The sequence below is a fragment of the Bradyrhizobium sp. 199 genome (assembly GCF_023073355.1).
In the GTDB taxonomy this organism is placed as follows: domain Bacteria; phylum Pseudomonadota; class Alphaproteobacteria; order Rhizobiales; family Xanthobacteraceae; genus Bradyrhizobium.
The window spans coordinates 63,078-75,991 of record NZ_JADPJI010000009.1; the positions used below are offsets into that span (position 1 = coordinate 63,078).

Genomic DNA, 12,914 nt, shown 5'->3' on the forward strand with positions numbered 1-12,914 from the left:
GGCAAACGCGCGCCTGCACGAAATCTGCAAAAAACTCCTGAAACCGTGCTGACGTTGATCCCGGCTTCTGCACAAGCACCGTTCAAAGTCCGTGATGTCACCATCACGAAAGGTCTTCCGGATATGACGAGCCTGGCTACGACGATCGTAGAGGAAATCAAACCGATGGGTCATTCCTCGATAGCGGCCAAGGTCGGCCTCGCGCTGGCGCTGGCCGCATTCGCCGACTGGCTGTTCTACGGGCAGCGGATCGGGCTATCCCTGTCGCTCTTTACGATCGCGCTCGCTGGCGTGTCGGCACTCTTCAATCATGCGGCACTGGACTCGCGCCGCGCTCTGATCGGCTCGGCCATTCTCGTCACCGGTCTGGTGCCTGCTATCGAGGAGCTCAACACGCTCTCGTTCCTGGTCCTTGCTGCGTCGCTGGCGATTGCGCTGCTGCTCGTGACCAACGCGGAAACGACCGGGCTCGCCGACCGCGTCCGTGCGCTGCGCAACTTCGTCCTGCTTGGACCCTTCAGGTTCTTCCTCGATGCGCCCCAGGCGTTGAACGCCTCGGCGTTCACCCGCGGCTTCGCGCTGTGGCTGCTGCCGGCAACACTGAGCACCGTATTCATCGCGCTGTTCGCGGCGGCCAATCCGGTCATCGAGCAATGGGTGTCCCTGCTCAATCCAAAGCTCATCTTCGAATATGTCAGCATCCCGCGCGTGCTGTTCTGGGCCATGATGCTCGCGCTGGTCTGGCCCTTCATCCATGTGCGCTGGCGGCGCAGGAAGATTATCGTCGCCACCGAAGCCGACGCCGTAGAGCCGCCCCCGCCCACGCCCCTCGTCTCACCGGAGTTTGTGGGCCCCTCTACCATCCTGCGCTCGCTGATCCTGTTCAATCTGCTGTTCGCGGCGCAGTCGATTCTTGACGGCATCTATCTCTGGGGGCATTTGGCGCTGCCCGACAATTTGACCTACGCCGCCTACGCCCATCGTGGCGCCTATCCGCTGATCGCCACCGCGCTGCTCGCCGCAGTCTTCGTACTGGTGACGATGCGCCCGGGCGGGCCGGCCGAGAAGTCAAAGGTAATCCGCCCGCTGGTCTATGTGTGGGTCGGGCAGAACGTGCTGCTGGTCGCCTCCTCCATCCTTCGTCTCGATCTCTATGTCGATATCTACATGCTGACCTATTGGCGCATCGCAGCCTTCATCTGGATGGGGCTGGTGGCGCTCGGACTGATCCTGATCGTGGCCCGCATCGTCCTCAACCGGTCCAACCAATGGCTGGTCGGCGTCAATCTGATCGCACCCGCGATCGTGCTCTATGCCTGCTCGCTCGTGAACTTCGATGCCTTCATTGCTGACTACAATGTGGCGCACAGCAAGGAAGCTTCGGGCAAAGGCGTGCAGATCGACATGAACTATCTCCTGACGCTCGGCCCGCAGGCGCTGCCCGCCATCGACAAGGCGATCATGCTGCGGCCCGGCAACCCTGAGAGCTGCCTTGTGTCGCGCCGCGACCGCCTTGTAGAACAGCAGCGTCAGGACTTGGCCTGGCGAAGCTGGGGTTTTCGCAACTGGCGCCTCCGGCACAGGCTGGATACGCAGGCGACGAGCCAATCGGCGGGCTGACGAGGGCAGCGGAGAGTTTCTTGGCGCATCGCATTCTCATCGTCGACGACGAAGGCCACATCCGCGAGGTCACCCGGGTCGCCCTGAAGAAGGCGGGCATGGACGTGATCGAGGCGCGCGACGGCAGGGAGGCGCTTAGCCGCGCTGCCGCCGACAAGCCCGACCTGATCGTGCTCGACATCGGCATGCCTGAATTCGACGGCCTCGACGTCTGCCGCGAGATTCGCAAGACCTCGGACGTGCCGATCCTGTTCCTGTCGGCGCGCGACGAGGAAATCGACCGCATCCTCGGCCTCGAGATCGGCGGCGACGATTACGTGACAAAGCCGTTCAGCCCGCGCGAGCTGGTGGCGCGGGTCAATGTCATCCTGCGCCGGCTCGGTCCGCGCAATGGCGAGATCAAGGCTGGTCCTACCGCGCTTGCCCAGGGCGGGCTCCTGATCGATCCCGAGCAGCATGTCGCCTCCTTTGCCGGCACGCCGCTGAAACTGACCGCGATCGAGTTCGGCATTTTGCGCGCGTTCCTGACCCGGCCGACCTCGGTGTTCAATCGCGAGCAACTGATGCGGGCGGCCTATCAGCTCAATATCCAGGTCTCCGACCGCACCATCGACAGCCACATCCGCAACATCCGCGCCAAGCTGGCGGCGGAAAATTGCGAGAACGTGATCGAGACCATCCACGGCGTCGGCTTCAAGCTTGGCCGTTGCGAGAAAGAGGCATGAGCGCAGCGCCGGACAAATGGCGGCCGTCGCTTGGCCTCGTGATCTTCACGGTGCTAACAACCGTCGGCGTGCTGCCGCTGGTCGGCCTGTTCTTCTTCCGCCTCTACGACAACCAGCTCATTCGCCAGACCCAGGCCGAACTGATCGCGCAAAGCCGCGTGCTGGCGACGATCTATGCACAGGAGGTCACGACGAGGCTCGACAGCGGCCTCACGCTCGGCGCCGAGGTGCCGCCGGGCGTGTTGCCCGACCCCGGCGATCAGGTCACCCCGATCCGGCCCGCGCTCGATCTCACCGCCAACGACCTGCTGCGGCGGCGTCCCGATGCGCAAGCCGCTCCCCGGCCCGCGCAGCCTGCCTATGTCGAGATCGGCGCAAAACTGACGCCGATCATCCGCGAGACCCAGAAGGTGACGCTGGCAGGCTTTCGCATCCTCGATCCGCAAGGCGTCGTCGTTGCCGGGCGGCAGGAGGTCGGGCAATCGCTCGCCCATATCGAGGAAGTCGCGGATGCGCTGCATGGGCAATACCGCGCCACCTTGCGCAACCGCGTGCCGGACAAGCCGCCGCCGCCGATCTACTCCTTCAGCCGCGGCCTCGGCGTGCACGTGTTCTCGGCGATGCCAGTCATCGTCAACAACCGCGTCGCGGGGGTGATCTACACCACGCGGACGCCGAGCAATATTTTCGATCATCTGTACCAGGAGCGGGCCAAGTTCGTGCTGGCCGGCCTCGCCGTCATCCTCGGCACGATGGCGATCGGCCTCGTGTTCTCCCGCACCATCACCCTGCCGATGCGCGAGCTGATCGAGCGCGCGACTCGAATCGGCCGCGGCGACCGCGAGGCATTTAAGCCGCTCCGGCACTATGGCACGCGCGAGTTCGCCCAGCTCTCGCACAGCTTCCTCGGCATGGCCGAGCAGTTGGCGCGGCGCTCCGACTATATCGCGACGTTCTCGGCCCACCTCACCCACGAGCTGAAATCGCCGCTGACCTCGATCAAGGGTGCGGCCGAGCTGTTGCAGGATTCGGTTCAAGGCAAATCCGAGGGCCTGACGCCGGCCGAGCAGAACACCTTCATCGCCAACATCCTGTCGGACACGCAGCGGCTGGAGGCGATGGCGCAGCGGCTGCGCGAACTGGCCCGTGCCGAAAGCCTGCCGCAGAACGAGCGCACTGAGCTCGCACCCGTGATCGCCGACCTGAGGAGCCTGTTTCCCGCAAGCGATATCTCGGCCAGCGGCAGCCTCGACCGCCCCATCGGCATGTCCGGCGAAAAGGCGCTGATCGTGCTGTCGCATCTCGCCGACAATGCGATGCGGCACAACGCTGGGACAATCAGGCTGGAGGCGGCCTTCGAGCGCACGACCGTGCGTCTCACGGTCAGCAATGACGGCGAGCCGATCTCAGCGCCGAACCGCGACCGGATTTTTGATGCGTTCTTTACCACCCGCCGCGATCAGGGCGGGACCGGGATGGGGCTTGCGATTGTGCGTGCGGTGATGGCGAGCCATGGCGGCTCGATCAGGCTCAAGCCGACCGAGGCGGGCGCCGCCTTCGAACTCCAATTCCCTGTAGCCTGAGGCGCGATGAGGTCATCGCCCCCCAGTTTCCTGTGGGCATGATCCATTCGGAAAACCGCTTCGCACTTTTCCGGATCATGCCTAGATCGCAAACACCCAGGCGGCAACGATGGTGCCGATGGTGACCAGGCCGGCGATGGTCCAGCCGGCGGCATATTCCAGCTCGGGATGACCGGTCGCCCGCATGATCTCTGCCGGATCGGCGGTATGCTTCTGTGCCATGACAGCCTCGCACGTTTCTCCCCGCGTCATATGTAAGTCGCATCAGCCGCCAATAGGTTCCATCACGGACGTGCGAGGAATGACACAGCTAGGTTTGTTCGCCGGACCGCAAGCGGTCCCCGCCGGGCTTCGCCACGCGGACAATTTTATCGATCCCGCCCTCGAGCAGGAATTGATCGGCCGCATCGCAGCACTGCCGCTCCAGCGCTTCCAGTTCGGGGCGTTCGAGGGTAACCGCCGGGTCGCCTCGTTCGGCTACCGCTACGACTATTCGCTGCAGCGGCTGGCCGAGGCGGAGCCGATCCCGGACTGGATGGCGCCCGTCGCGCGTCAGGTCGAGCAATGGGCGGGGCTGCCGGAGGCGGGCGTCCGCCAGGTGCTCTGCACCGAATACGAGGTCGGCGTTGGCATCGGGTGGCACCGCGACAAGCCGCATTTCGACAAAGTCCTCGGCCTGTCACTCGGCGCAGCGTGCAAGTTCCGCTTCCGCCGCCGGAGCGGCGACAAATGGCAGCGCCACACGCTCGAGGCTCTGCCACGCTCGCTTTACATGATGGAGGGCGAGGCGCGCTCGGAATGGGAGCACAGCATCCCGCCGGTCGAGGCGCGCCGTTACTCCATCACCTTCCGGACGATGAAGCGGGCCTGACCGGCTGTCCAAATAAAACTGCGAAAACAACCCCATGCACAGTAGAACGCCGTTGCCGGCCCAAGGCTGGGTCACCCGCCAACAGCTTGACTCAACGGGACAAAATGGCCGCATTGTGCAACAGCCGCGCCGTTTGCGAACTTGCCTTCCGATGCCCCGTGGCGTGCTAGGTTGGTTCCATGCATCCCGGACGCCGAGGTTGCAGGTCCAGGGAGGCAAGGATGAAAGCCAGCCGTTCGATTCTTACCTGCGCTCTCCTCGTCGCCAACGTCCATCATGTCGCCGCCGCTTCTGGCGCCACGCCCACAAAAGTTTCGGGCTCGACGGCGCTGGCGCTCGCAGGGGTGATCGCGCCGCTGTCGTCTGTCTTGTCCGGCGCCGAAAAGAAGGCAATGGCGATGCTGTTCGCCGCCAACAGCGACATTCCCTACAAGAAGCCGATCGTGGTGACCGCCGATAGAATCGTCTGCCGCGCCGGCAATGTCGACATCACCGTGCGGAACTGCGAGGTCACGTTCGGTAAGAAGATCAGGACGGTGAACGGCTCCACGGCCAACGAGATCTTCGCCACCGAAGCACTGGCCGGCATTGCGCCCCACGGCGCAGCGGGATCGAATTTCGAGAGCCTGACCAACCTGAGCTGCACGATCGATCCCAATGCCATCAGGCGGAAAGACGGCACCGGGGCGGATTGCACGTTCCAGCCGGGGAATTGAAGCACGCGTGAAGGACGAGCCGGGAGAGGACCAAGGGTGCCGTGAAATCGCCTCATGACCAACTAACTAATAAGGCGAATTGAAAAGACGGGCCAAACGCGCGAGGCCATATCGGGCACGCAGGGCCGACATCGTCATGAAGAGTTTCCTCGCATTTTGTCTAGTTCTGGGCGTGACGGCAGCCTCCGCACACGGTCCATTGCCGATGCTGCCGAGGGCGCGGTCCGATCTTGTCCGAGTGGGCCTCACCGACAGCGACACCACCGCCGGCGGCACTGCGCGGCTGTGCGAGCAGGTTACGTTCTCGCGGGGCCTGCGCTACGCCGAGAGCGAAGCCAATGTGCTCGATGTCGCCGCCAGCGCGACCAAGGCGGATACGCCGCGGCCGGTGCTGCTATTCGTCGCCGGCGACACTTTCACCGGCGACCGCGCCGCGCCGGAGCTATCGCGCCAGATCCAGGACCAGGCGATGTGCTTTGCTGCGCGCAACGACATGATCGGGGTGCGCGTCAACTATCGCCTGGCGCCGTCGGCGGCTTGGCCGATGGGGGCGACCGACGTGGCGGCGGCACTGTCCTGGGTTCACGGCAATATCGACCTGTTCAACGGCGATGCCCGCGAGATCGTCGCGGTCGGCTACGGCGCCGGCGCCTTCCATGTCGCCACCCTGCTGGCGCATCCCGAATTCCAGACCGATCGCGCCGATGTCGCCGCCGTGGTGCTGGTGTCCGGCATTTACCGCGCTGGCAAGGACGCCAGCGACAGCGAGAAGGCCTATCTCGGCACCGACCCCAGCCAGTACAACAAGCGCTCGGTCTTCCCCGGCATTCTCAATGTCGACGTGCCGATCGTGCTGGCCTGGGCGGCGGACGATTCCGCCGGCATCGTGGCGCAGGGCGAGACCCTGAAGAAGACGCTGTGCGGCGCCGGCCATTGTCCGCGCAGCGCACTGCTCCGCAGCCGCGACGGTATCGCCAGCGCCTTCGGCCTCGACGGCTCCGGCGACAGCCTCGCCGAGCCGACGCTGCTGCTGGTGCATCAGCTCGAGGCGCGGGGGCTGCCGTAGCGAGGCGCTGCTCCGTTATCGACCACTCACACCATTGAGTGGGCCACCCCTCTCCCCGGTCTGAACACCCGCAAGGGGCGAGGGAGCGCAGCGGAGCACGCAGCCACACTGCGGTTCATCGCAAGTGCCTCATAAATCGAGTCGCCTCCCTCCTATCCGTCTGCTCAGCTTCGGGACCATCACGTTCGCCCCGACCACGACGTCGTTGCTGGAAATGTTCCCGTCGCGCATTCGCTATACCGCCATGTCGTTCCCCTACCACATGAGCGCGGCCTGGCTCGGCGGATTTTTGCCGGCGACGGCTTTCGCGATCGTGGTCGCGACCAGGAATATCTACTCGGGATTATACATGCCCGGCCGACGACGTGGAGGAGTGGCGGCAGGGATCTGTTCGTTTCACGGCGATTGTTTAAGATCGGCATTGACCTGCACTCCGCCGGGAGATCCTCCAAATGACCGATACCATCCGCATCCAACGCTTCAACGCTCGGCCCGTGATTGTGCCGATGAACTTGCCGCTCCAGACCTCGACCGGCGCGGTTGCCAGGGCGCCGCTGGTGCTGATCGACTGCGAGACGGACCACGGCGCCGTCGGGCACGCCTATCTGTTCTCGATCACGCCGTCGGCCTTGAAGCCGCTGACGGCGATGGTCACTGAAATGTCAGAGCTGCTCGCCGGAGACGAGCTGCTGCCTTTCGAGATCGAGCGCAAGCTGACCCAGCGCTTCACCCTGCTGGGCCTCGCCGGCCTGCAGCGGCTGGCGCAATCCGGCATCGACATGGCGGCCTGGGATGCGCTGGCGCGCAGCAAGGGCCTGCCGCTGGCTCGCCTGCTCGGCGGCGCGCCGAAGCCGGTGCGCACCTACAATTCGAAGGGGCTCGGCATCATGCCGGCGGGTGCCGCGGTGGACGAAGCCCACAAGCTGCTTGCAGAAGGGTTTCACGCCGCCAAGATCCGCGTCGGCCGGCCCGATGCGCGGGAGGATCTCGCCGTCGTCCGCGCGGTACGAAAAGCTGTCGGCGATCAGGTGACGCTGATGTGCGACTACAATCAGGCGCTGACGGTGACCGAGGCCATTCGCCGCGGGGAGATGCTCGACGACGAGGGCTTGAGCTGGATCGAGGAGCCGATCCGCCACGACGACTATGAGGGCAGCGCCCGCATCGCGGACGCGCTGAGCACGCCGATCCAGATCGGGGAGAATTTTGACAGCGCCTTCTCCATGCAGGCCGCGCTCTCGGCAGAGGCCTGCGACTACGTGATGCCTGATGTCCAGCGCATCGGCGGCGTCACCGGCTGGCTCCGTGCCGCTTCGCTCGCGCATGCCGCCGGCATCGAGATGTCCTCGCATCTGTTCTCGGAGGTGAGCGCGCATCTGCTGTGCGTGACGCCAACCGCGCATTGGCTGGAATATGTCGACTGGGCCGACGCGGTGCTGGCAACGCGGCTGACGGTCAAGGACGGCTTTGCGTTGCCGAGCGAGGAGCCCGGCAACGGCATCGCGTGGGACGAGGCGGCGGTCGCCAAATATCTCGTCGAATGAGCCGACCTGCTACGACCGGACGGCGGCGATCATATTCAATTCGACCGGCGCCCCCCGCGGCAGCTCGGCGACACCGACAGACGTACGCGTGTGACGGCCGCGATCACCAAGGCGTTCGATCAGCCGGTCGGAGGCCCCGTTCATGACTTGCGACTGCTGCGTAAATCCAGGCCCTGAAGCGACGTATCCAACGACCTGCAGGACCTGGACGATCCGGTCCTTCCCGCCTGTGGCATGATTGATGGCGGCAATGCAGAGATCGGCACAGAGGGCGGCGGCCTCTTGCGCGGCCGCCATATCGACGCCAGCGCCGACCTTGCCCGCATATAGCAGGTCTTCGCCGCGACGCGGCAACTGGCCGCTGACATACGCAACTCCACCATGGATGATAACCGGCAGGTAGTTGCCGCCGGGCTTGTTCACGCTGCTCATTTAGATGGCCCGCCTTCTCTTCACATTCCGGCAAAACGATGCACCGGCATCGTCGCCGTGGGGACGAGGGGACAATGGCAGGCCACAAATCATGGATCAAGGCTGCCAAGCTCTTGCATGCCGAAGGCGCTGCGGATCCGCCCCGGCAAGGCTTCGCTTCCAGGCGTTGCGTAGCGGTGGCGAGCGCGATAACGATGCCCCATGACCGCATGGCTCCCTCATCCCCACATCCGCGTCGTCGCGATCGGCCTGCACTGGCGCGACGGCCGGCTGCTTGCGGCCGAGGTTCGCGACGATGCGGGGCGGATCAAGGGCGTGCGTCCGCTCGGCGGCGAGATCGAATTCGGCGAGAGCTGGCGGGCTGCGCTCATGCGTGAATTCAACGAAGAGCTCGGCATTGACGTCACGCTCAAGGGCGAGCCGTTGATGCTGGAGAACATCTTCTTGCACGAGGGCGCGATCGGGCACGAGGTGATGTTCATCTCCGAGGTCGAATTTCCCAAGGCCGCGTTCCGCGATCAGGACCGCATCGACTTCAGGGAGGATAACGGGGAGCAGATCGTGGCGCGCTGGTTCGACCTCGCAGATCTCGACGTGGAGGGCGCGCCGAGCCTGTTTCCAAGCGGGCTGAAGGGCTTGCTGCTAGGGGCACGAGACGGCGCTGTGTAAGCGGCGCACCTGCTTTGCTGGCCGCGATGACGCCGGCTTCAACTCCACGTCATAGTGCCAAGCCTGCTGCTTGGCAGCTACTTCGCCAGTCGGAAGCGGCCTCCTTCCACCTTGATCAAGAATGCCGAGCGCTCGTCATATCCATTGTGATCGGTTGCGCTCATCGTGGACAGGCCGTTGTTGAGATACACCTCCTTGACGCGCTCGAGCTCGTCACGAAGGGCGGCCCGAAACTCTCCCGTACCGGGTTTCGCGGTCTTCAATGCGGTTGGTATCGCCGTCTGAAGGAGCGCCATCGAATCCCACAGGTGCGCTGCGAAGATGTTCGGCTTCTGCCCGTTCGCCTTCTCGTAGGCGGACAGCAATTGGTCTCGGACCTTGCGGAACGGATCGTCGGCCGGCAAATCGTCCGCGATCGTGAACGCCTCGCCGGTGAAGACGGCGCCTTCGACGCTGGCGCCGCCGAGCTTGATGAATTCTTCGGTGGCGACACCGTGGGTCTGGTAGATCTTGCCGGAATAGCCTCGCTCGCGAAGCGCCTGCTGCGGCAGGACCGCCGGCGTGCCCGCCGAGGCGATGAAGACAGCGTCCGGATTTGTCGCCATCACCTTGAGAGCCTGTCCGGTCACGCTGGTGTCGGCGCGCGCATAGACTTCGTGCGTGGTCAGGGTCAGGCCGAGAGTGGGAGCAAGCCTGCTCACTTCCTTGTAATAGCCCTCGCCATATCCATCGGAGACGCCGATATAGCCGAGCGTCTTCGCGCCCGACTTCGCGATATGCTTGAGGATCGCGAGGGCCATCAAATCGTCGTTGGGAACGACCTTGAAGGCCCATTTGCGCCGCTCGTCCATCGGTTGGACGATGGCCGTCGCCGCGGCGAGCGAGATGATCGGCGTCTTGGCCTCCCAGGCGACGTCGAGCATCGGCATGGTCACCGGCGTCAGCGAGGAGCCGATGAGGACGTCGACACCGTCCTGAATGACGAGCCGCCGCGCGTTCTGAATGCCCTTGGTCGAATCCGATTCATCATCGAGGGCGATATAGACGATCTTCTCGCCGCCGATCTCCTTGGGAAGGGCAGCAACCGTCCGCATCTGCGGCTGCCCGAGCGCCGAGCCCGGCCCTGAAGCAGAGACCACGATGCCCACCCTGATATCGGCATTTGCGCGGGGGATGGCGAGAACCATTGCAGTGCAAACGCACAAGGCGGCGAGGCAGCGCCGGATCATGATGTCCTCCCTGGTATTATCTTCACCAAAGCAATGTCGCTCTGGCCCGGGAGAAAGTCTGTCCCTACCGCTAGGGACAAGCCCAATCTCGGGGAGGATCGCCTTCGGTTGAATGCGCGGGATGCCGCTCGACTATCCTGGACCGACAAAGTCGCGCCATCTCGCGTCAGACGAGAGTGGAACAAGACGCCCCACGTCTACGCTCTTCGAGCTACGACGGACACGCTTCGCCACAATTTCCAGGCTGTGCCACGCGAAGCCGAAGGCGAAGCGTGGTGGGCACGACAGGGATCGAACCTGTGACCCCTACCATGTCAAGGTAGTGCTCTCCCGCTGAGCTACGTGCCCTAGTCGTCCACTGGTGTCGGGTGGGGTCCCTATAACGGCTCAGGGAAGCCGGCGCAAGGACGGAACGGGGCCGATTCAGGCCGCCAGCATCTTGTTCACTTCGCTGACCAATTCGCGCAGATGCACGGGCTTGGACAGCACCTTGGCGTTCTTGGGGGCGTCCGAATCCGAGTTCAGGGCCACCGCGGCGAAGCCCGTGATGAACATGATCTTGATGTCGGGGTCGAGTTCCGAAGCCCGGCGGGCGAGCTCGATGCCGTCCATCTCCGGCATCACGATGTCGGTCAGCAGCATCTCGAACGGCTCTTCCCGCAGCCGCTGATAGGCGGCCATGCCATTGTCATGGGACGAGACCTGAAAACCGGCGTTTTCCAGCGCCTTGACCAGGAAACGGCGCATGTCGTTGTCGTCTTCGGCGAGCAGGATTTTTGGCATGGCAGGATCGTCGCATCCCCAGAGGATATCAGCAGAGGTCACTAAGCCCGACAGAGGGTAAATTTGGGGTGAAAATCTTTACCCTGAGGCGGCGACGCTGCCCGTTCCTTGTGAACTGTAATGGAGCTCGAAGCAATCGAGCCGCCGCGGCTCATCCCCGTTTCCCTGCCCGCACGGTTAAGACGTGTTCCAACCAGCTATCACATCTTTTCGCTTGGCAGAATGGTTGCGATTCCGGACAATGACGACAACATAAGAGCCGCTCGATCGGCCGAATCAATGCGGTCTGGACCCTGCCAGATGCCGGCGCGAAGGGACGAAGCCTGAGAAGATGACCCGGTTTGACGGCGAGGTGTCGCCAGCCTTCGAGATCGTGGAGCCCGCGCAATGGCGCGCGCCCGTCATCTTCAACTCGCCCCATTCCGGCTCGACCTACCCGGACGAATTTTTGGCGGCTTCAAGAATCGACCTGCCGACGCTGCGGCGGTCCGAAGATTCGTTCATGGACGAGTTGATCGGCCACTTGAGCGAGCGCGGCTTTCCGACCGTCAAGGTCAATTTTCCCCGCTCCTATGTCGACGTCAATCGCGAGCCCTATGAGCTCGATCCCCGCATGTTCAGCGGACGGCTGCCGAGCTTTGCCAATACCCGCTCGATGCGGGTCGCTGGCGGCCTCGGCACCATTCCGCGCGTGGTCGGCGACGGCCAGGAGATCTACCGCGACCGCATTCTGGTCGATGATGCGCTGGGGCGGATCGAGACGCTGTACAAGCCCTATCACCGGGCGCTGCGCCGACTGATCAACAAGGTGCACCAGATGTTCGGCACCGTGGTGCTGGTCGACTGCCATTCGATGCCCTCGGTCGGCGTGTCCCGCGACGAGCCGCGCCGGCCCGATGTCGTGATCGGCGACCGCTACGGGACGAGCTGCACGCCGCTGCTGCCCGACCGGGTCGAGGAGACCATGGCCGGCCTCGGCTATTCGATCGGCCGCAACAAGCCCTATGCCGGCGGCTTCATCACCGAGCATTACGGCAATCCAGCCAGCGGCCTGCACGCGGTGCAGCTCGAGCTCAATCGCGCGATCTATATGGACGAGCGGCGGCGCGAGCGCAGTCCACGCTTTGCGCAAGTGGCGACCGACTTCGGCGTTCTCGCCGACGTGCTGGCGACCACGATTCCGTTCGGCGACCTCGGCCCGTTCCAGGCCGCGGCGGAATAGGCGCCGGTTTTTTGTAAGATCGTGTGGTCTGCGGTCGGCGCGAACTATCTTCGCTTCGCCAATTTGCGCGCGCTGAACTGAAAGCCAGGTTCGCAGAAACAAGGCCGCAAGAAAAAAGGGCCGCTCGCGAATGACGCAAGCGGCCCAAGTCTAGGGAGGAAACGCCCAAGGAGGGCAGCGGTAACGCAGAGCGCTACCGCACCGCAACAATATGCGGCCGCGACGCACAAAGTGCAAGGGCTTTTGGGCCGTTTCCCATGCAATACGCACATGGCTCAGTTGCTTCCACGGAAACCCAGATTCAGCTTCTTTGATAAAGAAATTCAATGGGTTGATAGGTGTTTGCGTACGAACGAAGCACGGTCGGAACTAAGTTTTCAACGCCGTGATCGATATTTGGCCAGAAGATGACCGACATACGGCAGGGCGGCCGCGGCATTCAAAATACCAGGGA

Annotated in this window: 13 protein-coding genes and 1 tRNA gene; 9 read left to right on the forward strand and 5 right to left on the reverse strand. The window is 63.9% G+C overall.

The genetic code is table 11. From position 1 onward, the window contains the following. Window positions 1-123 precede the first annotated feature (123 nt). The 3 genes from IVB28_RS27010 to IVB28_RS27020 are packed head-to-tail and all read left to right on the forward strand — an operon-like array spanning window position 124 to window position 3,928. Window positions 124-1,620, forward strand: coding sequence for a DUF4173 domain-containing protein (locus IVB28_RS27010; protein WP_247530248.1), 1,497 nt, complete (start codon window positions 124-126; stop codon window positions 1,618-1,620). A 20-nt stretch (window positions 1,621-1,640) separates the two neighbouring features. Further along, the gene (locus IVB28_RS27015; protein WP_247530249.1) at window positions 1,641-2,345 is read left to right on the forward strand and encodes a response regulator transcription factor; all 705 of its coding nucleotides are present in this window, start codon (window positions 1,641-1,643) and stop codon (window positions 2,343-2,345) included. Continuing rightward, window positions 2,342-3,928 (forward strand): ATP-binding protein, encoded by a 1,587-nt coding sequence (locus IVB28_RS27020; protein WP_247530250.1) that lies wholly within the window; start codon window positions 2,342-2,344, stop codon window positions 3,926-3,928. Before IVB28_RS27015 ends, IVB28_RS27020 begins: the two co-directional genes overlap by 4 nt. A gap of 81 nt (window positions 3,929-4,009) precedes the next feature. Here the strand turns inward: IVB28_RS27020 and IVB28_RS27025 are convergent, their stop codons facing one another. After that, complete coding sequence (locus tag IVB28_RS27025; protein ID WP_164718835.1) at window positions 4,010-4,150, reverse strand: hypothetical protein; 141 nt, start codon at window positions 4,148-4,150, stop codon at window positions 4,010-4,012. A 79-nt stretch (window positions 4,151-4,229) separates the two neighbouring features. On the opposite strand from IVB28_RS27025, the gene IVB28_RS27030 reads away from it, so the two are divergent. From IVB28_RS27030 to IVB28_RS27045, 4 genes are all read left to right on the forward strand, one after another. Continuing rightward, complete coding sequence (locus IVB28_RS27030) at window positions 4,230-4,799, forward strand: alpha-ketoglutarate-dependent dioxygenase AlkB (RefSeq protein ID WP_247530251.1); 570 nt, start codon at window positions 4,230-4,232, stop codon at window positions 4,797-4,799. A gap of 221 nt (window positions 4,800-5,020) precedes the next feature. Next, entirely contained in the window at window positions 5,021-5,515 is a 495-nt protein-coding gene (locus IVB28_RS27035; protein WP_247530252.1) for a hypothetical protein, read from the forward strand. Window positions 5,516-5,651: 136 nt separating this feature from the next. After that, complete coding sequence (locus tag IVB28_RS27040) at window positions 5,652-6,581, forward strand: carboxylesterase family protein (RefSeq protein WP_346730771.1); 930 nt, start codon at window positions 5,652-5,654, stop codon at window positions 6,579-6,581. Window positions 6,582-7,033: 452 nt separating this feature from the next. Then, on the forward strand, window positions 7,034-8,125 hold the full coding sequence (locus tag IVB28_RS27045; RefSeq protein ID WP_247530255.1) for an enolase C-terminal domain-like protein: 1,092 nt from the start codon (window positions 7,034-7,036) through the stop codon (window positions 8,123-8,125). A 9-nt stretch (window positions 8,126-8,134) separates the two neighbouring features. Here the strand turns inward: IVB28_RS27045 and IVB28_RS27050 are convergent, their stop codons facing one another. Then, window positions 8,135-8,557, reverse strand: a complete 423-nt coding sequence (locus tag IVB28_RS27050) for a RidA family protein (protein WP_247530256.1) — start codon at window positions 8,555-8,557, stop codon at window positions 8,135-8,137. Window positions 8,558-8,758: 201 nt separating this feature from the next. Between IVB28_RS27050 and IVB28_RS27055 the strand changes: the two genes are divergently transcribed. Continuing rightward, window positions 8,759-9,226 (forward strand): NUDIX hydrolase, encoded by a 468-nt coding sequence (locus IVB28_RS27055; protein WP_247530257.1) that lies wholly within the window; start codon window positions 8,759-8,761, stop codon window positions 9,224-9,226. 77 nt (window positions 9,227-9,303) lie between these two features. Here IVB28_RS27055 and IVB28_RS27060 read toward each other — a convergent pair whose 3' ends face one another. The 3 genes from IVB28_RS27060 to IVB28_RS27070 form a co-directional block, all read right to left on the reverse strand. Next, window positions 9,304-10,413, reverse strand: coding sequence for an ABC transporter substrate-binding protein (locus IVB28_RS27060; protein WP_247530258.1), 1,110 nt, complete (start codon window positions 10,411-10,413; stop codon window positions 9,304-9,306). 315 nt (window positions 10,414-10,728) lie between these two features. Next, window positions 10,729-10,803 (reverse strand) — tRNA-Val (locus IVB28_RS27065). Between the two features lie 75 nt (window positions 10,804-10,878). Further along, entirely contained in the window at window positions 10,879-11,238 is a 360-nt protein-coding gene (locus IVB28_RS27070) for a response regulator (RefSeq protein ID WP_007597092.1), read from the reverse strand. Between the two features lie 331 nt (window positions 11,239-11,569). On the opposite strand from IVB28_RS27070, the gene IVB28_RS27075 reads away from it, so the two are divergent. After that, window positions 11,570-12,460: an N-formylglutamate amidohydrolase gene (locus IVB28_RS27075; protein WP_247530259.1), complete on the forward strand. Its 891-nt coding sequence runs from the start codon at window positions 11,570-11,572 to the stop codon at window positions 12,458-12,460. The last annotated feature ends 454 nt before the right edge of the window (window positions 12,461-12,914 follow it).